The organism is Oryzomicrobium sp., assembly GCF_021287045.1.
Taxonomy (GTDB): Bacteria; Pseudomonadota; Gammaproteobacteria; order Burkholderiales; family Rhodocyclaceae; genus Oryzomicrobium.
The window spans coordinates 108,113-129,988 of record NZ_JAJTBG010000005.1 but is presented as its reverse complement, the minus strand read 5'-3'; the positions used below and the strand labels follow the sequence as shown (position 1 = coordinate 129,988).

Sequence of the window (21,876 nt, the reverse complement as noted above, 5' to 3'; positions counted from 1 at the left end):
CCCCTGCCCGGAAAGCCAATAGGGACGGGCGTCTCCGATGGAGTGGTCCGGAGAGTGGCGCCCTGTCTTGCCCGGCGCCGGTGCCTTTCGGAAAACCAATAGGGGCGCGGGGTTTGCACAAGGCTATGCGAGGATGCGCGCTCCGGCGGGTTGTGCATCCGCCAGTTTTTATCGCCGTTGAATCCCGCGATCCGTCATGACCCTGGACCTGTTCGGCCCGCCCGAGGCGGGCATCGACCCGACGCCGCCCTGGCGCGAGGACATCGCCCCGGGGGCCGTCCTGCTGCGCCGCCATGCCCTGGCCGGCATGGATGAACTGCTCGCCGCCCTGGCGGCGGTGGCGGCCGCGGCGCCCTTCCGCTGCATGGTCACCCCCGGCGGTCTGGCCATGTCGGTGGCCATGACCAACTGCGGTGCCCTGGGCTGGGTGAGCGACCGCCACGGCTACCGTTATGCGCCCTGCGATCCGGACAGCGGCCGGCCTTGGCCGGCCATGCCGCCCGCCTTTGCCCGTCTGGCGGCGGAAGCGGCGGCCGCCGCCGGATTCGCCGGCTTTGCCGCCGACGCCTGCCTGATCAACAGCTACGCCCCGGGCACCCGCCTCTCCCTGCACCAGGACAAGAACGAGCGGGACTTGCGCCAGCCCATCGTCACCGTGTCCCTGGGGCTGCCGGCCACCTTCCTCTTCGGCGGGCCGCGCCGGGAGGACCGGACCACTCGCCATCTGCTCACCCACGGGGACGTGGCGGTGTGGGGCGGCCCGGCGCGGCTGCATTTCCACGGCGTGCTGCCGGTGCGGGAGGGGGATCACCCCATGCTCGGCCCCCGGCGCGTCAGCCTGACCTTCCGTAAGGCCGGTTAGGGAAGGGCCGGCCGCCGCCTACAGGGCGACCAGTTGCAGCTTGATGGCCACGTCCAGCGCCAGGGCGGCGGCGAGCAGGGACCAGGCGGCCACCTTGCAGCAGCGGGCCAGGGCGCGGTTGTGGCGCCCGTTGCCGCGCCGGTCGTAGCGGTCCGCGACCGCGCTGCCGAGCAGCAGCGCCGCGCACAGGATGGCGGCGAACATCAGCCAGATCGGTAGGCCGTGCAGGTGGAGGCCGCCGCTGCGCTTGCCCGGGATGTACAGGTCGTCGTAATGGATGCCGAGCAGGCCGTAGCCCACCAGGGCCGCGCCGGCGAGGAAGCTGCCCCAGCGGATGCCCAGGGGGGCCTGGGCGGACGCAAAATCCGCACGCCGGGCCGTGTCCGCCGCCAGGACGGCCCGGGCCTCGGCCAGCAGGGCGGCCATGTCGTCGGCCAGCTTGGGTTTGAGCAGCAGGGGCGGCCGGGCCTGGTCGAGCAGGAACTGGGCGTACAGCCAGCGCTTGTTGGTGATCCGGGCCAGGGTGTCGAGGGCCTCGCGGATTTCGGCGTTGCCCGGCGCCGGCACGGCGGGGTCGGCAAAGGAGCGGCCCAACTGGTTGATGAGCGCGGCGATGGCATCGAGGCGGACGGTCATGGCGGGACGGGCGAGGGCGTTGAAAAGGTTGCCCGGCGATTGCCCGGGTAGTTGCCATTATCCCAAATGTATATTGATTTGCGGCATTGCAGTTGCCGATGTCCTGACTGCCGGCCTGCCGCCGCCCGCCGCCCGCCGGGGCCGGTGTTTCGGCCCGGTTCGGCTCAGGTGCCGTAGGCGGTCAGCACGATGTCGGCGGCGGCCGTGCGCAGGGGGATCAGGGCCTGGTAGGCGGGGGAGGCGTGCCAGGCGTCGAGGGCGGCCTGGTCGGGAAAGCGGATCACCACCACGTCGGCGTGGGGCTGGCGGCCGGCCAGGTCGCCCAGGCGGGCGCCGCGGAACACCAGTTCGCCGCCCCAGGGGGCCAGGGTGGCCGGCACCTGGCTACGGTAGTCGGCCCAGCGCTGCGGGTCTTTGACGGTGATGTGGCCGATGACGTAGGCGTGGCTCATGGGAATCTCCTCCGGGGGGGCGGTTGCCGGCACGGGCGGCGGGCATGGCAGCGGCCACGGTCGGGCGGTGCAAGGATCGGTTCGCCGCGCCGGTCGGCAGCCCTGCCGGGCGTTGCCCGGCCCGGAGCCGGCCGGCCGTTGCCGGGTTCAGCGGCCGGAAAAGCGCGGCTTTTCCTTGGCGAAGAAGGCGCGCAGGCCTTCCTTGTAGTCGTCGGTAGCGAGGAAAGCGAAGGATTCGGCCTTTTCCCCGGCCGTCAGCGGGGCGTCGTGGAGCAGGCGGCGCACCCACTGCTTGTGCCAGCGCGCCACCAGGGGGGCGCCGGCGGCGATGCGGCGGGCGGTGGCGTCCACTTCGGCGGCCAGGGCGCCGTCGTCCACCACCCGGGTAAGCAGGCCCTTGGCGTAGGCTTCCGCAGCGGCGAAGACCCGGCCTTCGAGGAGGATTTCCAGTACCACGGCGGGGCCGGCGAGCCGGACCAGGCCGGCCATTTCGCCGGGGTACATGGAAAAGCCCAGGCGGTTGATCGGTGCGCCGAAGCGGGACGAGGCGGTGGCGATGCGCAGGTCGCAGGCGGCGGCGATCTCCAGCCCGCCGCCGATGCACGGCCCGTCGATGGCGGCCACCGTGGGCAGGGGGCAGTCGGCGATGGCGTCGAGGGCCGGGGCCACCCGTTCGTCGTGGTAGTGCAGGGCCTGGTCCAGGGTGGTGCGCAGGGTGAGGAATTCTTCCAGGTCGCCGCCGGCGGCGAAGGCTGGGGTGGCCCCGTCCGGCTCGCCGGTGATGACCACCACCCGCAGTTCGCTGCCCGGAGCGTCGGCCTCGCGGCGCAGGTCGTCCAGGGCGGCCTTCAGCTCGCCCCACATGGCGTAGTCGACGGCGTTGAGCTTGCCCGGGTTGGCCAGGGCGACGGTGGCCACCGGCCCTTGCCGGCGGGTGTGGATCGCGCCGCCCACGGTCAGGAGGAGCGGACGGCGTCGCCGCGGGCCGGCGAGGACTGGGCGGCTTGGGTGGCTTGGGCGGTGCCGGATTCGCCGGCCAGGTTCTTGGTGACCGCCTCGCGGCCGGCCATCAGGTGGTCGCGCATCAGGCTCTCGGCCAGGGCCGGGTCGCCCTTGAGCACGGCGGCGAGGATGGTCCGGTGCTCTTCCAGGGACTGTTGCAGCCGGCCTTCGGCGGACAGGGAGTGGAGCCGGGTGAGCTTGAGCACCTTGCGCAGGTCCTGGATCACCTGGAGCAGCCAGCGGTTGCCGGTGATGGCCTGGAGGGTGCGGTGGAATTCCTGGTTGGCCTCGAAGAAGCGCGGGATGTCGCCGTCCCGGGCGGCCTGTTCCAGGTCGTCGTGGAGGGACTGGAGGCGTTCCCGGTCGGCGGCGCTGGCGCGCTCGGTGGCTTCGAAGGCGCAGCGGCCTTCGAGCAGGGCCATCAGCGGGAAGATGTCGCTGATGTCCTTGGGTGATAGCTCGGTGACGTAGCAGCCGCGACGGGGCTTGAGGATCACCAGCCCCTCGGCGGCGAGCACCTTGAGGGCCTCGCGCAAGGGGGTGCGGGAGATGCCGTATTGTTCGGCGATGGCCTGTTCGTCGATCCACGCGCCGGGTTTCAGCTCGTGGGCGAAAATACGCTGGCGAAGCCGCTCCGCCACCTCTTCATAGAGGGCTGGCTGGGCGATGCGATGGCCGGTCATGTTCCGTTTTCTCTCCCTGGGCGTGGGCGGGTGGCGCTCACTGCCGCCGGTGGTTGCATTCATAATTATGGATAACGTATTATCGAAGGTTTCCGCTGTCAAGCTGCGCCGTGAATTGCAAGGGGCATAATCTCTCTCCACCCTTGTTGGCGCGCCCGCTCAGGATGCGGTGCCCGGTCTGCCGGCGCCGTGCCGGCGGGTATGGCTGGACGGAACAGAACGCGGACCAGAACGAAAAGTGCCCCGGCGCCGGGGCCGAACACGAGGTGATGCCATGACCGAACCGACCCAACGCAACTCCGACCACCTGGATCAGTGGGAGAAGGCTGCCGCCAAGCAGGCTCCCGGCGGCGATGTCGCCAACCTGAACTGGGTGACTCCGGAAGGGCTTACGGTCAAGCCGTTGTATACGGCCAAGGACGTGGCCGGGCTGGAGTATACCGATACCCTGCCGGGCTTCGCCCCCTTCGTGCGCGGCCCCCAGCCGACCATGTACGCGGTCAAGCCGTGGACCATCCGCCAGTATGCCGGTTTCTCCACCGCCGAGGAATCCAACGCCTTCTACCGCAAGGCCCTCGCCGCCGGCGGCCAGGGCGTTTCGGTGGCCTTCGACCTGGCCACCCACCGGGGCTACGACTCGGACAATCCCCGGGTGCTGGGCGACGTGGGCAAGGCCGGCGTGGCGATCGATTCGGTCGAGGACATGAAGATCCTCTTCGACGGCATCCCCCTCGACAAGATTTCCGTGTCCATGACCATGAACGGCGCCGTGCTGCCGATCTTGGCCGGCTACATCGTGGCCGCGGAAGAGCAGGGCGTGCCGCAAGAGAAGCTGTCGGGCACCATCCAGAACGACATTCTCAAAGAATTCATGGTGCGGAACACCTACATCTATCCGCCCAAGCCGTCGATGAAGATCATCTCCGACATCTTCGGCTACACCGCCCAGCACATGCCCAAGTTCAACTCGATCTCGATCTCGGGCTACCACATCCAGGAAGCGGGCGCGAACCAGGCCATCGAGCTGGCGTTCACCCTGGCCGACGGCATGGAATACGTGCGCACCGGCATTGCCTCGGGCCTCGACGTGGACGCCTTCGCCGGGCGCCTGTCGTTCTTCTGGGCGGTGGGCATGAACTTCTACCTGGAAATCGCCAAGATGCGCGCCGGCCGCCTGCTGTGGCACCGCATCATGAGTCAGTTCGAGCCGAAGAACCCCAAGTCGCTGATGCTGCGCACCCACAGCCAGACCTCCGGCTGGTCCCTGACCGAGCAGGACCCCTACAACAACGTGGTGCGCACCACCATCGAGGCCATGGCGGCCGTGTTCGGCGGCACCCAGTCCCTGCACACCAACGCCCTGGACGAAGCCATCGCCCTGCCCACCGAGTTCTCGGCGCGCATTGCCCGCAACACCCAGCTGATCATCCAGGAAGAGACCCACATCTGTAACGTGGTAGACCCGTGGGCCGGCTCCTACATGATGGAAAAGCTGACCCAGGACATGGCCGACAAGGCCTGGAGCATCATCCAGGAGATCGAGGCCATGGGCGGCATGACCAAGGCGGTGGAATCGGGCTGGGCCAAGATGCAGGTGGAAACCTGCGCCGCCGACAAGCAGGCGCGCATCGACTCGGGCAAGGACGTCATCGTCGGCGTCAACAAGTACAAGCTGGCCAAGGAAGACCAGATCGACATTCTGGACATCGACAACCACGCCGTGCGCGAAGCCCAGATCGCCCGCCTCAAGAAGATCCGCGAAACCCGCGACGGCGCCGCCGTCCAGGCCGCCCTGGCCGCCCTGACCCAGTCCGCCGAGAGCGGCGAGGGCAACCTGCTCGACCTGGCGGTCAAGGCCATTCGCCTGCGCGCCACCGTGGGCGAAGTGTCCGACGCCCTGGAAAAGGTGTTCGGCCGCTTCCGCGCCAACAACCAGACCATTTCCGGTGTCTATGGTGGCGTCGTGGAAGGCGAGAACAGCTGGGAATCCCTCAAGGCCGAAGTGGCCAAGTTCGCCGAGGAAGAAGGCCGCCGTCCCCGCATCATGATCGCCAAGCTGGGCCAGGACGGCCACGACCGGGGCGCCAAGGTGGTAGCCACCGCTTTCGCCGACCTGGGCTTCGACATCGACATGGGCCCCCTCTTCCAGACCCCGGAAGAGGCCGCCCGCCAGGCCGTGGAAAACGACGTGCACGCCATCGGCGTGTCGTCCCTGGCCGCCGGGCACAAGACTCTGCTGCCGGCCCTGGTGAATTCCCTCAAGGAACAGGGCGCCGACGACATCATCGTCTTCGCCGGCGGCGTGATTCCGGCCCAGGACTACGACTTCCTGTACCAGGCCGGCGCCAAGGCCATCTTCGGCCCGGGCACCCGCATCGAGGATTCCGCCAAGCGGGTCCTGGAAGAAATCCGCAAGGCCCGCGGCTAAGTCCCGATGACCGGGATCACCGGGACTTCCGGAATGGCCGCATCCGCCGGCGCCGCCATGGCAGCCGGCGGCGCGCCGTTGCCCCCCGCCGACCAATCCCTGGTGGACGGGGTGCTGGCGCGGCAGCGGCGCGCCCTGGCCAAGTCCATCACCCTGATCGAATCGACCCGGCGCGACCACCAGGAGCGGGCCCAGCAGGTGCTGGGCGCCCTCATGCCGCATACCGGCCGGGCCATCCGCATCGGCATCTCCGGCGTGCCCGGTGCCGGCAAGTCCACCTTCATCGAGGCCCTGGGCACCTACCTCATCGACCGTGGGCACCGCCTGGCGGTGCTGGCGGTGGACCCCTCGTCCTCGGTGACGGGCGGTTCCATCCTGGGCGACAAGACGCGCATGGAGACCCTGTGCCAGCGCGAGGAAGCCTTCATCCGCCCGAGCCCGTCCGCCGGCAGCCTGGGCGGAGTCGCCGAGAAGACCCGGGAGGCCATGCTGCTGTGCGAGGCCGCCGGCTTCGACGTGATCATCGTCGAGACCGTCGGCGTCGGCCAGTCGGAAACCGCCGTGGCCGGCATGGTGGACATGTTCTGCCTGCTGCAGCTGCCCAACGCCGGCGACGACTTGCAGGCGATCAAGAAGGGCATCGTCGAGATCGCCGACATGGTGGTCATCAACAAGGCCGACATCGACCCCCGCGCTGCCCAGGTGGTGCGCGCCCAGTGGAAGAACGCCCTGCACTTCCTGCGCCACGCCAGCCCGCACTGGGCGCCGCCGGTGCTGACCCTGTCGGCCCTGCACAAGGAAGGCATCGTCGAGTTCTGGGAACAGGTCCTGGCCTACCGGGACGCCCTCACCCCCAGCGGCGAGTTCGAGGCCAAGCGCCGCCACCAGGCCCGGGCCTGGATGTGGAACCTGATCGATTCCGGCCTGCGCCAGTTCTTCCGCCATCATCCGGCGGTGCAGGCCGATCTGCCCGCACTGCTCGACCAGGTGGATGCCGGGCGCACCACGCCGACGGCGGCGGCCTACCGGCTGCTCGGCCACTTGCAGGCTCCGCCTGCCCCCAACATTGCGGCGGGATCGGCGTCGGCCGACGCCAGCCCGCTGTGAGCCATGATTTCATGGCGCTCCGTTAGACAGTAGAACGCGAACTCTTCCGAGGGAGATTTTTATGCACGACATCATTCATCTGCTGGAGAAAAAGCGCGAAGCCGCCCGCCTCGGCGGTGGCCAGAAGCGCATCGACAGCCAGCACGCCAAGGGCAAGCTGACCGCCCGCGAACGCATCGAGCTGCTGCTCGACCCGGGCTCCTTCGAAGAGTGGGACATGTTCAAGGAGCACCGCTGCACCGACTTCGGCATGGCCGAGACCAAGAACCCGGGCGACGGCGTGGTGACCGGCTACGGCACCATCAACGGCCGCGTGGTGTTCGTGTTCTCCCAGGACTTCACCGTGTTCGGCGGCTCCCTGTCCGAAACCCACGCCGAGAAGATCTGCAAGGTCATGGACCACGCCATGAAGGTCGGCGCCCCGGTGATCGGCCTCAACGACTCGGGCGGCGCCCGCATCCAGGAAGGCGTGGCCTCCCTGGGCGGCTACGCCGACGTGTTCCAGCGCAACGTCATGGCCTCCGGCGTGATCCCGCAGATCTCCATGATCATGGGCCCCTGCGCCGGCGGCGCTGTGTATTCCCCGGCCATGACCGACTTCATCTTCATGGTGAAGGATTCCTCCTACATGTTCGTCACCGGCCCCGAAGTGGTGAAGACCGTGACCCACGAGGAAGTGACCGCCGAGGAACTGGGCGGCGCCGTGACCCACACCAGCAAGTCCGGCGTGGCCGACCTGGCCTTCGAGAACGACGTGGAGGCGCTCAACTACCTGCGCCGCCTGGTGAACTTCCTGCCCGCCAACAACCGGGAAAAGCCCCCGGTGCAGCCCACCAGCGACCCGGCCGACCGCCTGGATTACTCGCTGGACACCCTGGTGCCGGACAACGCGAACAAGCCCTACGACATGAAGGAACTGATCATCAAGATGGTTGATGACTGTGACTTCTTCGAGATCCAGCCCGACTACGCCAAGAACATCATCACCGGCTTCGCCCGCTTCGACGGCCACCCGGTGGGCATCGTCGCCAACCAGCCCCTGGTGCTGGCCGGCTGCCTGGACATCAAGTCCTCGATCAAGGCCGCCCGCTTCGTGCGCTTCTGCGACGCCTTCAACATCCCGGTGGTGACCCTGGTGGACGTCCCGGGCTTCATGCCCGGCACCTCCCAGGAATACGGCGGCATCATCAAGCACGGCGCCAAGCTGCTCTACGCCTACGCCGAATGCACCGTGCCCAAGGTCACCCTGATCACCCGCAAGGCCTACGGCGGCGCCTACGACGTGATGTCGTCCAAGCACCTGCGTGGCGACGTGAACTTCGCCTGGCCCTCCGCCGAGATCGCCGTGATGGGCCCCAAGGGCGCCGTGGAGATCATCTTCCGCGAAGAGAAGAACGACCCCGCCAAGCTGGCCGAGCGCGAAGCCGAGTACAAGGCCAAGTTCGCCAACCCCTTCGTGGCCGGCGCCCGCGGCTTCATCGACGACGTGATCATGCCCCACGAGACCCGCAAGCGCATCTGCCGCTCCCTGGCCATGCTGCGCGACAAGAAGGTCGAGAATCCGTGGCGCAAGCACGGCAACATCCCGCTCTGATCAACGATTAACCGCATTCGACACGGAGGCCGCTCCTCTGTGTTCTCTGTGTTGAGAGAGGTTGCATAAATGTTCAAGAAAATCCTGATTGCCAACCGCGGCGAAATTGCCTGCCGCGTCATCAAGACCGCCCGCAAGATGGGCATCAAGACCGTCGCCGTCTACTCCGAGGCCGACAAGGACGCCCTGTTCGTGGAGATGGCCGACGAAGCCGTCTGCATCGGCCCGGCCGCTTCCAAGGAATCCTACCTGGTCGCCGACAAGATCATCGCCGCCTGCAAAGCGACCGGTGCCGAAGCGGTGCACCCCGGTTACGGCTTCCTCTCCGAGAACGCCGAGTTCTCCCGCCGCCTGGAGGAAGAGGGCGTCAAGTTCATCGGCCCGAAGCACTACTCCATCGCCAAGATGGGCGACAAGATCGAGTCCAAGAAGCTCGCCATCGAAGCCAAGGTCAACACCATCCCCGGCTACAACGAAGCCATCTCCGGTCCCGACGAGGCTGTCGAGATCGCCAAGAAGATCGGCTATCCGGTGATGATCAAGGCCTCCGCCGGCGGCGGCGGCAAGGGCCTGCGCGTGGCCTACAACGACGCTGAAGCCCATGAAGGCTTCTCCTCCTGCGTCAATGAAGCCCGTAACTCCTTCGGCGACGACCGGGTCTTCATCGAAAAGTACGTGCTGGAACCGCGCCACATCGAAATCCAGGTGCTGGGCGACTCCCACGGCAACTACGTGTACCTGAACGAGCGCGACTGCTCCATCCAGCGCCGTCACCAGAAGGTCATCGAAGAGGCGCCGAGCCCCTTCGTCGATCCCGAGATGCGCAAGGCCATGGGCGAGCAGGCCGTGGCCCTGGCCCGGGCCGTGAATTACGAATCCGCCGGCACGGTGGAGTTCGTGGTCTCCGGCGCCACCAAGGAGTTCTACTTCCTGGAGATGAACACCCGCCTCCAGGTGGAGCACCCGGTCACCGAGCTGATCACCGGCCTCGACCTGGTGGAGCAGATGATCCGCGTCGCCTACGGCGAAAAGCTGCCCCTGACTCAGGCCGACGTGAAGATCAACGGCTGGTCCATGGAATGCCGGATCAACGCCGAAGACCCGTTCCGCGGCTTCCTGCCCTCCACCGGCCGCCTGGTGAAGTTCCAGCCGCCGGCCGAAGTGGCCGGCGAGGTGCGCGTCGATACCGGCGTCTACGACGGCGGCGAGATTTCGATGTACTACGACTCGATGATCGCCAAGCTGATCGTGCACGGCAAGGACCGGGCCGAGGCCATCGGCCGCATGCGCGACGCCCTGAACGGCTTCGTCATCCGCGGCATCTCCTCGAACATCCCGTTCCAGGCGGCGCTGATGCAGCACCCGCGCTTCCAGTCCGGCATCTTCGACACCGGCTTCATCGCCAAGGAATACCCGAAGGGCTTCGACGCCTCGATGGTGCCCCACGACGATCCGGCCCTGCTGATCTCGGTGGCCGCCTTCGTGCATCGCCGTTACCTGGACCGGGCCGCCCAGGTCTCCGGCCAGCTGCCCGGCCACGAGCGCAAGGTGGGCGACGAGTGGGTGGTGATCCGTAGCGGCGAGCGCTACCCGGTGGTGGCCAAGCCCGTCGCCGGCGGCTATCTGGTCGACTACAACGGCGAGCAGTACGAGATCCTGTCCGACTGGCGCCAGGGCCAATCCCTGTTCAACGGCACCTGCAACGGCGAGGAATTCACCCTCCAGGTGGAACGTCACCGCATGACCTACCAGCTGTTCCACTGGGGCACCCGCGCCGACATGATGGTGATGTCCGCCCGCGCCGCCGAACTGCTGGCTCTCATGCCGGAAAAGGCCGCCCCCGACCTCTCCAAGTTCCTGCTCTCCCCCATGCCCGGCCTGCTGCGCGAAGTGGCGGTGAGCGTGGGCCAGGAGGTCAAGGCCGGCGAGAAGCTGGCGGTGATCGAAGCCATGAAGATGGAAAACATCCTCAAGGCCGAACAGGACTGCAAGGTGAAGAAGATCTCCGCCGCCGCCGGGGAATCCCTGTCGGTGGATCAGATCATCATCGAGTTCGAGTGATCGCCTGATCCGTCCGCGTCCGCCGCCGCAACGCGGCGGGCCGCCGATGAAAAAAGGGACCTGCGGGTCCCTTTTTTCATGGTGCGCGGAACATGCCGCCCGGGGCGCTGGCGCTCGAAAGTTTCAGCAGGGCGCGCCCGGTTCCCGCTCGCCGACGAAGGCGGCCAGGGCCGCCGCCAGGCGGGGCAGGGGGGCGGGCCAGCGGTCTTCGGCCACCGCGTCGATCTGGCCCGACATGCCTTCCAGGGCCGACTCGAGGCGCGCGCGCACCGTGGCCGATTCCAGGTCGGGGGCGCCGAAATCCACCGCCCGGGACAGCAGCTGGGCCACTTCGGCCAGGGGCGCGAGCCCGTGGCCGGCGGCCTCGTCGGCCAGTTCGGCTGCGCCCAGGGCCAGGGCGTGGCGGTCCGGCGGATAGCGGTGCAGGGCCTCGCGCAGTTCGGCCAGGCGCTCCGCCGCCTCGGCGGCGAACTCGGCGGCGACGGACAGGGAGCCGAAGGGGCGTTCGGCCGGCGCCGCCGCAGCGAACGTACCGAACGTACCCTGTTCGCCTTGTCCGGCATGGGCCGGTGCCTTGGCGATGGCGTCGAGGCGCCGGGCCAGGTGGGCCACCCGGTCGGCGAAGCCGGGGCGGGCGGGGGCGTCTTCCTCGGCGAAGGCTTCCAGGGTGGCGGCCAGGGCGGCCCGGACGTCGGCTGGCGGATCGTCCCGGCCATCCATGCCTTCCAGCCGCTCCAGGGCGTCGGCCAGGGCCACGGCCAGGGCCACGGCATCGGGTTGCTCCGGGGCCAGGGCGGTGGCGGCGGCGCACAGGGCGGCGGAGCTGCGGCGCAGTCCCTCCCACTCGGGCCGCACGGCGCCGTTCCAGGCCTGGGCCAACTGCCGGCCAGCGGCGTTCCAGGCGGCCAGCAGGGCCGGGTCCAGGCTGCGGCCGAGCAGGCCCGCCAGGGCGGCCAGTTGAGGAGGGAGGGGCGGCGGCGTGCCGGCGGATTCCGGCACCGGCAGGGCGGCGCGCAGGGTGGCCAGTTCGCGGGTCAAGGTCGGGTCCAGGTCGCCGCCGCGCTGGCTGCGCCGCATCTGCCGCTCCAGCCGGGTGCTCCACAACCGCTGGGCATCGCCGGGGGGCTCTCCAGCCGCAGCCAGAGCGTCGTAGAAGGCGGTGCCGCCATCCCACAGTTCGGCTTCGTTCCGGGGCCGTTCCCGGGCGAAGCGGCGCAGGGCCTCGGCCATGGCGGCGGCGTCGCTCCCGTTGCCCCGGCGCAGGAAACCGAGCAGGGCGGACTGGAAGGCGTGGAGGGGGGAAGGCAGGGTCACGGCGAAACAGGCGAGGAAGGCGGGGTGGGCAAGCCCGAGGATGATAATCCATGGCGGGGGCCGCCATTGCTCGCAATTCGCCGCGATTTATTCCGGCTGGCTGACAAAAGCTGGCATGCAGTATTGATACAATATTTGCATTGCTCTCCGTGGTTCCGCCCTTGCCCCCGCCTTCGCCCCTCCTTCGTTACTGGTTGTGCCTGCTCTGGTTCGTCCTTGCGGTCGGCTCGGCGGCGAAGGGTGCGTGGGCTGCCGCTCCGGCCCTGACCCTGGCGCCCCTGGCCCAGGGCCAGTCCCTGACGCCCTTCCTCGAAGTGCTCGAAGATCCGTCCGCCACCCTGTCCCTGGCCGGGGTGAAGGCCGAATCCGGGCGTTTCAGCCCTTTGAGCGGCCAGGGGTCGGACGTCAATTTCGGTTATTCGGCCAGCGCCTACTGGCTGCGCGCCACGGTGCAGGCCGGGTCCGGAACGGTGCCGGGGAACGAGTGGCTGGTGGAGGTGGGCTACGCCTCCCTGGACCGGGTCACCCTCTACGTGGATGGCCCCGACGGCGTGACCGAGCAGAGCGCCGGCGACCGCCAGCCCTTTTCCGCCCGGGCCTTTCCCCATCGCCATTTCGTCTTTCCCCTGATCCTGCCGCCGGGGGAGAGCCGTACCCTGTACGTGCGCATCCAGTCCGAAGGTTCCCTGACCGCTCCGGTGACCCTGTGGGCACCCCGGGCCTTCCAGGTGCACAACCAGGAAATCTACGCCGCCCTGGCCCTCTACTACGGCATGTTGCTGGCCCTGGGGCTGTACAACCTGCTGCTCTACTTTTCCCTGCGCGAGCGCATCTACCTGGTCTACGTGGCCTTCGTCGCAGCCATGGCGGTGGGCCAGCTTTCCCTCAACGGCCTGGGCAACCAGTTCCTCTGGCCCGGCCTGCCGGCCTGGGGCAACGTGGCCCTGCCGAGCGGCTTCGCTGCCACCGGCTTCTTCGGCGCCCTGTTCACCCGCCAGTTCCTGATGACCCGGGGGCGCTACCCACGCATCGACCGGCTGCTGCTGGCCCTCACCCTGGGGTTCGCCGCGGCGGCCTTGGCGCCCCTGTACCTTGCCTACCGGCCGGCGGCGGTGTTCACCTCCCTGGTGGGGGTGGCCTTCTCCGCCGTGGCGGTGGCGGTGGCCATCTACTGCCTGCGCCGGGGTGATCAGGGGGCCCGCTGGTTCCTGCTCGCCTGGTCCTTGCTGCTGGTGGGGGTGGGTGCCCTGGGGTTGCGCAACCTGGGCTGGCTGCCGACCAACGTGTTCACCTCCAACGCCATGCAGATCGGCTCGGCCCTGGAGATGCTGCTGTTTTCCTTCGCCCTGGCCGACCGCATCCACGTCGCCCGCCAGGAACGGGCAGCGGCCCAGGCCGAAGCCCTCCAGACCAAGCACGACATGGTGGAGGCGCTGCTGCGTTCGGAACGGGAACTGGAGAATCGGGTGGCGGAACGGACCCGGGACCTGGCCGATGCCAACACGCGCCTCCAGGAAAGCGAGCGGTTGTTGCAGCAGATGGCCCACCAGGACCCCCTCACCGGGGTGGCCAATCGGCTGCTGCTCGACGCCCGCCTGGGCCAGGCGGTGAGCCTGGCGCGGCGCAACGGCAAGCGCTTCGCCGTGCTGCTGATCGACCTGGACCGCTTCAAGCCGATCAACGACCAGTTCGGCCACGGGGTCGGCGACGAGCTGCTGTCGGCGGTGGCTCGGCGCCTGGTGTCCCTGGTGCGCAACAGCGATACGGTGGCGCGCCTGGGGGGCGACGAGTTCGTCCTGCTGCTCGACGACGTGCGCTACCGGGAAGACGTGGAGAGCATCGCCCGGGGCGTGGTTTCCAGCCTGTCGGCGCCCTTCGAGATCCAGGGGATCAAACTCCAGATCGGTGCCAGCGTCGGCGTGGCCATCTACCCGGACCACGGCACGGACGCCCAGACGCTGCTGCAACAGGCCGACAGGGCCATGTACGCGGCCAAGAACGCCGGCCGCAACGCCTATTCCACCGCGCCGGAGTAAGCGGGCGGTGGGGCCGCACGGCCCCGGAGTGATTGCCCGCAAGCCGGCGGCGGGGTAGGGGGCGCCGCCTCCGCGCCACCCCGCAACTGGCCGCCGTTGCATAGGTGCAGCCGGCGGGATTGGCGGGACGTCAGCCGGCCAGCTTGGCGAAGGCGGCCACCACTTCCTGGGGCGCCTGGACCAGTTCGATCAGCACCCCTTCGCCGCCGATCGGGGCTTCCTCATTGCCCTTGGGGTGCAGGAAGCAGATGTCGAAGCCGGCCGCGCCCTTGCGGATGCCGCCCGGGGCGAAGCGCACGCCGTTGGCGCTGAGCCATTCCACCGCCTTGGGCAGGTCGTCGATCCACAGGCCCACGTGGTTGAGCGGGGTGGCGTGCACCGCCGGCTTCTTTTCCGGGTCCAGGGGCTGCATCAGGTCCACTTCCACCTTGAAGGGGCCCTTGCCCATGGCGCAGATGTCCTCGTCCACGTTCTCGCGCTCGGACACGAAATTGCCGGTGACCTCCAGGCCGAGCATGTCCACCCACAGGGTCTTGAGCTTGTCCTTGGACGGGCCGCCGATGGCGATCTGCTGGATACCGAGCACCTTGAACGGACGCTGGCTCATGGGGTTTCTCCTTGAATGCGTTAAAAATTCATAATTATACGCATGGCGGCGCCCGGTTTCCGGGGAGCACAGGGCGTGGCCCCGCTCAGTCCCGGGCGGCGCGGCGCACCTTGGCCACGGCGGCGATGGTGCCGTCGCGCAGCAGGGCTTCCACGTTTTCCTCGATGTCCTCGGGCCGGTACAGGTAGTTCACCATCATTCCGTAGGACTGGCCGTAACCCTTGGCCGAGGTGTCGGCGAGCATGTTGAGGCGCTCGATGCGGGCACCGTTGCCCAAGTGGAAGCGGGCCACCGGGTCCCGGGGCTTGCCCTTCAGGGTGGCGGTGACCAGGTAGCGGGCGGCCAGGCGCTCCAGCCCGTCGCGCAGGGCGCCCACCAGGCGGGGGTCGGCGTCGAGGCCGGCCCAGGCCGGGGTGGCGAGCAGGTTGCGGATGGCGTGCAGGGTGGGGGCGATGCCGGCCAGCTTGGCGATGCGCTGCCGCTCGACCTCGGGAAAGGCCCGGGCCCACTCGCCTGGCGCCGCGTCGCTCTCCTTGTCGCCGTGGGCCTCGCTCCAGGCGCGGAAGCCGGGGAGCGGCGACAGGGTGGCGAAGGTGTCGAGGCGCGGGTAGTCGCGCTTCAGGTCGTCGATCACCCGCTTCAGCAGGAAGTTGCCGAAGGACACGCCGCGCAGCCCGGTCTGGGTGTTGGAGATCGAGTAGAAGATGGCGGTGTCGGCCCGTTTCGGGTCGAACACCGGGGCATGCACGTCGAGCAGATCCTGGACGTTGCCGGCCAGGTGGTCGCACAGGGCCACCTCGACGAAGATCAGAGGCTCGTCGGGCATGCGGGGGTGGAAGAAGGCGTAGCAGCGCCGGTCCGAATCGACCCGGTTCTTCAGGTCGGCCCAGGACTGGATTTCATGCACCGCCTCGTAGGCGATCAGCTTTTCCAGCAGGCCGGCGGGGGAATGCCAGGTGAGCCGCTGCAATTCCAGGAAGCCCACGTCGAACCAGGCCGACAGGCGCGCTTCCAGTTCCCGGTCGAGCACCGCCAGTTCGGGGGCGTGGGGCAGGAAGCGCAGCAGGTCGGCGCGCAGGTCCACCAGGAACTTGACGCCCTGGGGCAGGGCGAGGAACTGGGTCATGATGCGGATGCGCGCCGAGCGCATGGCGGCGCGCAGGGCCGCCTCCGCCTCGCCCTCGGCCGGGGTGCCGATGGACGATTGCCAGGTGGCGTGGGCGCTGGCCACCTTGACCGGGTCCGGGCCGAAATCCCGGGCGATCAATTGCAGCACGGCGCGGCGGCCGGCGGCGTCGAGCTTGAGGTAGGTCTCGCCCAGGCGCGCGGCCCGGTTGCGTGCCGAGACCTCGCCACCCAGGCTGGCGGCGCATTCTTGCAACTGGGCGCGGATGCGCTCCAGTTCCTTGGCCGGGAGTCCTTCCACGGGGGCGGGCTGGGCGGCGGCGTGAGCGGTGCTGGTCATGATTCCCTCCTTGACCTCCCGATTCTGCCCCACGAAGAAGGGGAGTCAACCGCCGTGCCGCGCAGAATGGCTCAGGGCGCCGGTTTCGGAGCGGTGGCTGGAGCGCGGCGCAGCAGCAGCCACAGGCCGGCGGCGATCATCGGCAGGGACAGCCACTGGCCCATGCTGACGGTGGTGGACAGGCCGAAGATGCCGTCGTCCGGAGTGCGGAAGAATTCGCCGACGAAGCGGGCCAGGCCGTAGCCGATCAGAAACAGGCCCGACACCCGGCCGGCGGGGCGCGGCGTGGCCGAATACAGCCACAGCACGGCGAACAGCACCAGCCCTTCCAGGCCGGCCTCGTAGAGCTGGGACGGGTGGCGCGGCAGGCTGTCCACCTGGGGGAAGACCATCGCCCAGGGCAAGGACGGGTCCGCCGGGCGGCCCCACAGCTCGCCGTTGATGAAGTTGCCGATGCGCCCGAAGAACAGGCCCAGGGGCACCAGGGGCGCAACGAAGTCGGCCACCTGGAACCAGCTGCGCCCGGTCTTGTGCGCGAACAGGGTGAAGGCAGCGAGGACGCCGAGAAAGCCGCCGTGGAAGCTCATGCCGCCCTTCCACACCGCCACGATCTCCAGGGGGTGGCTGAAGTAGTAGCCCGGCTCGTAGAACAGCACCTGGCCGAGGCGGCCGCCGAGCACCACGCCGATGGCGCCCCAGAAGAGCAGGTCGTCCAGCTCCTCGACGCTCCACGGCTTGGCCTGGCCGGCGCTGGCCAGGGCGCGGCGCCGGCCGAGAAACCAGAATTGCAGGAAGGCCAGCAGGTACATCAGGCCATACCAGCGCACGGCCAGGGGGCCGATGGCCAGGGCGACGGGGTCGAACTGGGGGTGGACGAGCATGGGCGAGCCGTTCTTTCGCGGATAGAATGGCAAGATTATAGGCGTTACGCCGCATCGCCCTCGCCGGTCCGCCCCAGGCGGACCACCCCCGAGCCTGCTCACGGGGTGCGTCGGCCATGCGGCTTTTTGTTCCCCGTCAGGCCTGCCAGGCCCACTAGGCTTTTGCACCCAGGTTCCAGGAGTCCGCACCATGCCCCAGTACCGTTCCCGCACCTCCACCCATGGCCGCAACATGGCCGGCGCCCGCGCCCTGTGGCGCGCCACCGGCATGAAGGAAGGCGATTTCGGCAAGCCGATCATCGCCGTGGTGAACTCCTTCACCCAGTTCGTCCCGGGCCACGTGCACCTCAAGGACCTGGGCCAGCTGGTGGCCCGCGAGATCGAGGCGGCGGGCGGCATCGCCAAGGAATTCAACACCATCGCCGTGGACGACGGCATCGCCATGGGCCACGACGGCATGCTCTACAGCCTGCCCTCCCGGGACCTGATCGCCGATTCCGTGGAGTACATGGTCAACGCCCACTGCGCCGACGCCATGGTGTGCATCTCCAACTGCGACAAGATCACCCCGGGGATGCTGATGGCCGCCATGCGCCTCAACATCCCGGCGATCTTCGTCTCCGGCGGCCCCATGGAGGCGGGCAAAGTGCAATGGCAGGGCAAGACCATCGCCATCGACCTGATCGACGCCATGATCAAGGCCGGCGACAGCTCCTGTTCCGACGAGGACGTGGCCGCCTTCGAGCGTTCCGCCTGCCCCACCTGCGGCTCCTGTTCCGGCATGTTCACCGCCAACTCGATGAACTGCCTGACCGAAGCCCTGGGCCTGTCCCTGCCGGGCAACGGCACCGTGGTGGCGACCCACGCCGACCGCAAGAAGCTGTTCCTCGCCGCCGGCCGGCAGGTCGTCGAACTGGCGCGCCGCTACTACGAGCAGGACGACGCCTCGGTGCTGCCCCGGGCCATCGCCAGCAAGCAGGCCTTCGAGAACGCCATGAGCCTGGACGTGGCCATGGGCGGTTCCACCAATACCGTGCTGCACATACTGGCCGCCGCCCAGGAAGGCGGGGTGGACTTCACCCTGTCCGACATCGACCGCATCTCGCGCCAGGTGCCCTGCCTGGCCAAGGTGGCCCCGGCCACCGAGAAGTACCACATCGAGGACGTGCACCGGGCCGGCGGCATCATGGGCATCCTCGGCGAAATGGACCGGGCCGGCCTGATCCACCGCGACGTGCCCACCGTCCATGCCAAGACCCTGGGCGAAGCCATCGACACCCACGACGTGATGCGCACCCCGTCCCTGGGCGTGCTCGAATTCTTCAAGGCTGCCCCGGGCGGCGTGCCCACCCAGACGGCCTTCTCCCAGGAGCGGCGCTACCCTGAACTGGACCTGGACCGCACCCACGGCTGCATCCGCAACAAGGAAAACGCCTATTCCCAGGACGGCGGCCTGGCCGTGCTCTACGGCAACATCGCCGAGAACGGCTGCATCGTGAAGACCGCCGGGGTGGACGACTCCATCCTCAAGTTCACCGGTCACGCCCGGGTCTATGAAAGCCAGGACGACGCGGTCAAGGGCATCCTCGAAGGCGAGGTGGTGTCCGGCGACGTGGTGATCGTGCGCTACGAAGGCCCCAAGGGCGGCCCGGGCATGCAGGAAATGCTCTACCCGACCTCGTACCTCAAGTCCCGCGGCCTGGGCAAGGAATGCGCCCTGCTCACCGACGGCCGCTTCTCCGGCGGCACCTCGGGCCTGTCCATCGGCCACGCCTCGCCCGAAGCCGCCGAGGGCGGCGCCATCGGCCTGGTGGAAACCGGCGACACCATCGAGATCGACATCCCCAACCGCTCGATCCAGCTCAAGATCAGCGACGCCGAGCTGGCTGCCCGCCGTGCCGCCATGGACGCCAAGGGCGACGCCGCCTGGAAGCCGGCCGACCGGGAGCGCAAGGTGTCGGTAGCCCTGCAAGCCTACGCCCTGATGGCCACCTCGGCCGACCGGGGCGCGGTGCGCGACCTGTCCCAGCTCAAGCGTTGATCCCCGGCGCGGCCTCGGTTTTCCGGTCCTCCGGCTGGAGAATCGAGGTGTGGCGCGGGACAAAAGCGAAGGGGCTCCCGCGGGAGCCCCTTCGTCGCATCGGCGCCTGGCTAGGCGCCAGGTGCCCGGCGCGATGCCGGATCAGTTCTTGAGGGCCGACAGGTAGGCCACCACCGCTTCCACGTCGCTGTCGCTCAACTGGGCGGTCACCGCGCTCATCGGCGCGTAGAGACGCTCGCCGCTCTTGTTGCGATAGCGAAGCAGGGATTTCTTCAGGTATTCGCCCTGCTGGCCGGCCAGCCGCGGAATGGTCTCGTTGCCTTTGGCCTCGGCGCCGTGACAGCCGCTGCACACCCGGCTGAACAGGCCCTTGCCCCGGTTGATGTCGCCCACTGCGCCGGCCTTGATCGGGCTGACCTTGGCGTCGGCGTAGAACAGGGCGATCTGGGCCTTTTGCTCGTCGTTGAGCACCTTGATCAGGCCCTGCATGAAGTCGTCCTTGCGCTCGCCGCTGCCGAACTTGCGGATCTGCTCCACCAGGTAGGCGGAATTTTGCGCGGCCAGGTTGGGAACTTCCGGGTAGCGGCTGTTGCCATCATCCCCGTGGCAATTGGCGCAGAAGAACGCGGCCTTCTTGCCCGCGCCGATGGCGCTGGTCTTCTTGCCGGCGTCGGCTTCCCAGGCCTTGACCAGGTCGATGGGCTTTTCGCCCTGGGCGGCCGCGTCGAGCGGTCCGAGCAGGGTCAGCGGTACCAGCAAGGCGGCCAGCAGGCCATGCGGGCGTAGCCGGGCAAGGCGTCCGGTCAGCCGAGGAAACATCGGTTTCTCCCTGAGTTGAATGGCAAACCTTGCGATTTTAACGTCATTTTTTTCGCCGTTTCGGCAATGCTCCGAGCTTCATTGATCCAGCGCAAATCTCCGGAATGGCGCGCCGGGGCTTCCGGTACGGCAGAGCCCCTGGCCCCAGGTCGGCACGGCGTTCGTCGTCGGGCGACCGCCTTGGCCCAGCGCCATGGCGCGCTCGGGTGCCGATTTCCGGTTTGCCCGGTCTAACATCGACATGGCCCGGCGCGGGCGGTTTCCCCGCAGCTCTTGGGTCGAGAGGATTTCATGTTCAAAAGCGGTTTCACCTTCGACAACAGCTACGCCCGGGACCTGTCCGGCTTCTACGTCCCCTGGCAGCCCCAGCCGGCCCCGGCGCCCCGGCTGCTGTTCCTCAACGCCGCCCTGGCCGAGGAGCTGGGCCTGGACCTGGCGTCCCTGGATGCCGGGCAACTGGCCGACCTGTTCGCCGGCAACGCCCTACCGGACGGGGCCGAGCCCATCGCCCAGGCCTACGCCGGCCACCAGTTCGGCGGCTTCTCGCCCCAGCTCGGCGACGGCCGGGCCCTGCTGATCGGCGAGGTGCTGGACCGTCACGGCGCACGGCGCGACATCGCCTTCAAGGGCTCGGGCCCCACCCCCTTCGCCCGGCGCGGCGACGGCAAGGCCGCCCTGGGCCCGATGCTGCGCGAGGTGCTGATCGGCGAGGCCATGCACGCCCTGGGTATTCCCACCACCCGGGCCCTGGCCGTGGCCGGCACCGGCGAGGCGGTGGCCCGGGGCGCGCCCCTGCCCGGCGCCGTCCTCACCCGGGTGGCGGCCAGCCACCTGCGGGTTGGCACCTTCCAGTTCTTCGCCGCCCGGGGCGACCATGACCGGGTGCGGCAACTGGCCGACTACGCCATCGCCCGCCATTACCCGGACCTGGCCGGCGGCACCGCGCCCTACTTGGATTTCCTTCGCGCCGTGGTGCGGCGCCAGGCCGAGCTGGTGGCCTGCTGGATGGGCGTGGGCTTCATCCACGGGGTGATGAACACCGACAACATGAGCATTCCCGGCGAGACCATCGACTACGGCCCCTGCGCCTTCATGGAGGCCTACGACCCGGGGACGGTGTTCAGTTCGATCGACGAATACGGCCGCTACGCCTACGCCAACCAGCCCGCCATCGCCCAGTGGAACCTGGCCCGCCTGGCGGAAACCCTGGTGCCCCTGCTGGCCGAGGATAGCGGCGAGGCCGTGGCCCTGGCCACCGGGGCGGTGGACGGCTTCGTCGCCGACTACCAGGCCTGCTGGCTGGCGACGATGCGGGCCAAGCTGGGCCTGATCGCAGCAGGCAGCGGCGCGGAAGACGATGAGGCGGACGTGGCCCTGGCCGCCGACTGGCTGGCCCTGCTCCAGGCCGCCCGGGCCGACTTCACCCTGGCTTGGCGGCATTTGGCGGATGCGGCCGGCGCAGGGGGCGTGGCGGCAGGGGGTACGGCCCTGGCCGCCCTGCTCCCTGACCAGCCCGCCTTGGCGGCCTGGCTGGCCCGCTGGCGGGCGCGCTGTGCCGCCGAAGAGGGCGGCGACGCTCCCGCCGCAGCCTGGGCCGCCCGGGCCGCGCGGATGCGCCGGGCCAATCCCTTGATCATCCCGCGCAACCACCGGGTCGAGGAGGCCCTGGCCGCCGCCTCCGACCGGGGCGACCTGGCCCCCTTCGAGGCGCTGCTGGCGGCCCTGCGCCGGCCCTACGACGAACGCCCGGAAGATGCCTGCTACGCCGAGCCGGCGGCGGCCGGCTTCACCGCCTCCTACCAGACCTTCTGCGGCACCTGATGGCGCCTTGTCCGCGATACATTAATTTTTCTCATGTATTGCGCGGGGCCTATCGTCAAGATCAAGT

The 21,876-nt window shown here is 68.9% G+C and carries 17 protein-coding genes; 8 read left to right on the top strand and 9 right to left on the bottom strand.

Annotation, left to right across the window (positions count from 1 at the left end; genetic code table 11):
• Positions 1–196: 196 nt before the first annotated feature.
• Positions 197–862 (top strand): DNA oxidative demethylase AlkB, encoded by a 666-nt coding sequence (alkB, locus tag LWW89_RS07065; RefSeq protein WP_293263184.1) that lies wholly within the window; start codon positions 197–199, stop codon positions 860–862.
• 18 nt (positions 863–880) lie between these two features.
• Here alkB and LWW89_RS07060 read toward each other — a convergent pair whose 3' ends face one another.
• The 4 genes from LWW89_RS07060 to LWW89_RS07045 form a co-directional block, all read right to left on the bottom strand.
• A complete protein-coding gene (locus tag LWW89_RS07060; RefSeq protein WP_293263182.1) occupies positions 881–1,498 on the bottom strand; it encodes a hypothetical protein in 618 nt (205 codons plus the stop codon).
• Between the two features lie 164 nt (positions 1,499–1,662).
• The gene (locus tag LWW89_RS07055; RefSeq protein ID WP_293263180.1) at positions 1,663–1,950 is read right to left on the bottom strand and encodes a DUF1330 domain-containing protein; all 288 of its coding nucleotides are present in this window, start codon (positions 1,948–1,950) and stop codon (positions 1,663–1,665) included.
• A 147-nt stretch (positions 1,951–2,097) separates the two neighbouring features.
• Entirely contained in the window at positions 2,098–2,868 is a 771-nt protein-coding gene (locus LWW89_RS07050) for an enoyl-CoA hydratase-related protein (protein WP_293263178.1), read from the bottom strand.
• 38 nt (positions 2,869–2,906) lie between these two features.
• The gene (locus LWW89_RS07045; protein WP_293263176.1) at positions 2,907–3,635 is read right to left on the bottom strand and encodes a GntR family transcriptional regulator; all 729 of its coding nucleotides are present in this window, start codon (positions 3,633–3,635) and stop codon (positions 2,907–2,909) included.
• 274 nt (positions 3,636–3,909) lie between these two features.
• On the opposite strand from LWW89_RS07045, the gene scpA reads away from it, so the two are divergent.
• The 4 genes from scpA to accC all read left to right on the top strand — a co-directional run bounded on the left by scpA (position 3,910) and on the right by accC (position 10,825).
• Complete coding sequence (gene scpA, locus LWW89_RS07040; protein WP_293263174.1) at positions 3,910–6,063, top strand: methylmalonyl-CoA mutase; 2,154 nt, start codon at positions 3,910–3,912, stop codon at positions 6,061–6,063.
• Positions 6,064–6,096: 33 nt separating this feature from the next.
• Entirely contained in the window at positions 6,097–7,170 is a 1,074-nt protein-coding gene (gene meaB, locus LWW89_RS07035; RefSeq protein ID WP_293263172.1) for a methylmalonyl Co-A mutase-associated GTPase MeaB, read from the top strand.
• Positions 7,171–7,231: 61 nt separating this feature from the next.
• Positions 7,232–8,764, top strand: coding sequence for an acyl-CoA carboxylase subunit beta (locus LWW89_RS07030; protein WP_293263170.1), 1,533 nt, complete (start codon positions 7,232–7,234; stop codon positions 8,762–8,764).
• A gap of 69 nt (positions 8,765–8,833) precedes the next feature.
• Positions 8,834–10,825, top strand: a complete 1,992-nt coding sequence (gene accC / locus LWW89_RS07025) for an acetyl-CoA carboxylase biotin carboxylase subunit (RefSeq protein ID WP_293263168.1) — start codon at positions 8,834–8,836, stop codon at positions 10,823–10,825.
• A gap of 123 nt (positions 10,826–10,948) precedes the next feature.
• Here the strand turns inward: accC and LWW89_RS07020 are convergent, their stop codons facing one another.
• The gene (locus LWW89_RS07020) at positions 10,949–12,139 is read right to left on the bottom strand and encodes a hypothetical protein (RefSeq protein ID WP_293263166.1); all 1,191 of its coding nucleotides are present in this window, start codon (positions 12,137–12,139) and stop codon (positions 10,949–10,951) included.
• 161 nt (positions 12,140–12,300) lie between these two features.
• On the opposite strand from LWW89_RS07020, the gene LWW89_RS07015 reads away from it, so the two are divergent.
• Positions 12,301–14,175 carry a 7TM diverse intracellular signaling domain-containing protein gene (locus LWW89_RS07015; protein ID WP_293263164.1) on the top strand — a complete coding sequence of 625 codons (1,875 nt, stop codon included), beginning with the start codon at positions 12,301–12,303 and terminating at the stop codon, positions 14,173–14,175.
• 130 nt (positions 14,176–14,305) lie between these two features.
• On the opposite strand, the gene LWW89_RS07010 is transcribed toward LWW89_RS07015, so the two are convergent.
• The 3 genes from LWW89_RS07010 to lgt all read right to left on the bottom strand — a co-directional run bounded on the left by LWW89_RS07010 (position 14,306) and on the right by lgt (position 17,128).
• A complete protein-coding gene (locus tag LWW89_RS07010) occupies positions 14,306–14,782 on the bottom strand; it encodes a VOC family protein (protein WP_293263162.1) in 477 nt (158 codons plus the stop codon).
• Between the two features lie 85 nt (positions 14,783–14,867).
• On the bottom strand, positions 14,868–16,247 hold the full coding sequence (locus LWW89_RS07005) for a malonyl-CoA decarboxylase (RefSeq protein ID WP_293263160.1): 1,380 nt from the start codon (positions 16,245–16,247) through the stop codon (positions 14,868–14,870).
• 71 nt (positions 16,248–16,318) lie between these two features.
• Positions 16,319–17,128, bottom strand: a complete 810-nt coding sequence (lgt, locus tag LWW89_RS07000) for a prolipoprotein diacylglyceryl transferase (protein ID WP_293263158.1) — start codon at positions 17,126–17,128, stop codon at positions 16,319–16,321.
• A gap of 190 nt (positions 17,129–17,318) precedes the next feature.
• Between lgt and ilvD the strand changes: the two genes are divergently transcribed.
• The gene (gene ilvD / locus LWW89_RS06995) at positions 17,319–19,169 is read left to right on the top strand and encodes a dihydroxy-acid dehydratase (RefSeq protein WP_293263156.1); all 1,851 of its coding nucleotides are present in this window, start codon (positions 17,319–17,321) and stop codon (positions 19,167–19,169) included.
• Between the two features lie 141 nt (positions 19,170–19,310).
• On the opposite strand, the gene LWW89_RS06990 is transcribed toward ilvD, so the two are convergent.
• Complete coding sequence (locus LWW89_RS06990; protein WP_293263154.1) at positions 19,311–19,988, bottom strand: c-type cytochrome; 678 nt, start codon at positions 19,986–19,988, stop codon at positions 19,311–19,313.
• 291 nt (positions 19,989–20,279) lie between these two features.
• Between LWW89_RS06990 and LWW89_RS06985 the strand changes: the two genes are divergently transcribed.
• The gene (locus tag LWW89_RS06985; RefSeq protein ID WP_293263152.1) at positions 20,280–21,809 is read left to right on the top strand and encodes a protein adenylyltransferase SelO; all 1,530 of its coding nucleotides are present in this window, start codon (positions 20,280–20,282) and stop codon (positions 21,807–21,809) included.
• The last annotated feature ends 67 nt before the right edge of the window (positions 21,810–21,876 follow it).

Coding starts and splice junctions, on each gene's coding strand:
- alkB (WP_293263184.1), top strand. CDS start 197: ATGACCCTGGACCTGTTCGGCCCGCCCGAGGCGGGCATCGACCCGACG.
- LWW89_RS07060 (WP_293263182.1), bottom strand. CDS start 1,498: ATGACCGTCCGCCTCGATGCCATCGCCGCGCTCATCAACCAGTTGGGC.
- LWW89_RS07055 (WP_293263180.1), bottom strand. CDS start 1,950: ATGAGCCACGCCTACGTCATCGGCCACATCACCGTCAAAGACCCGCAG.
- LWW89_RS07045 (WP_293263176.1), bottom strand. CDS start 3,635: ATGACCGGCCATCGCATCGCCCAGCCAGCCCTCTATGAAGAGGTGGCG.
- scpA (WP_293263174.1), top strand. CDS start 3,910: ATGACCGAACCGACCCAACGCAACTCCGACCACCTGGATCAGTGGGAG.
- meaB (WP_293263172.1), top strand. CDS start 6,097: ATGGCCGCATCCGCCGGCGCCGCCATGGCAGCCGGCGGCGCGCCGTTG.
- LWW89_RS07030 (WP_293263170.1), top strand. CDS start 7,232: ATGCACGACATCATTCATCTGCTGGAGAAAAAGCGCGAAGCCGCCCGC.
- accC (WP_293263168.1), top strand. CDS start 8,834: ATGTTCAAGAAAATCCTGATTGCCAACCGCGGCGAAATTGCCTGCCGC.
- LWW89_RS07010 (WP_293263162.1), bottom strand. CDS start 14,782: ATGAGCCAGCGTCCGTTCAAGGTGCTCGGTATCCAGCAGATCGCCATC.
- LWW89_RS07005 (WP_293263160.1), bottom strand. CDS start 16,247: ATGACCAGCACCGCTCACGCCGCCGCCCAGCCCGCCCCCGTGGAAGGA.
- lgt (WP_293263158.1), bottom strand. CDS start 17,128: ATGCTCGTCCACCCCCAGTTCGACCCCGTCGCCCTGGCCATCGGCCCC.
- ilvD (WP_293263156.1), top strand. CDS start 17,319: ATGCCCCAGTACCGTTCCCGCACCTCCACCCATGGCCGCAACATGGCC.
- LWW89_RS06990 (WP_293263154.1), bottom strand. CDS start 19,988: ATGTTTCCTCGGCTGACCGGACGCCTTGCCCGGCTACGCCCGCATGGC.
- LWW89_RS06985 (WP_293263152.1), top strand. CDS start 20,280: ATGTTCAAAAGCGGTTTCACCTTCGACAACAGCTACGCCCGGGACCTG.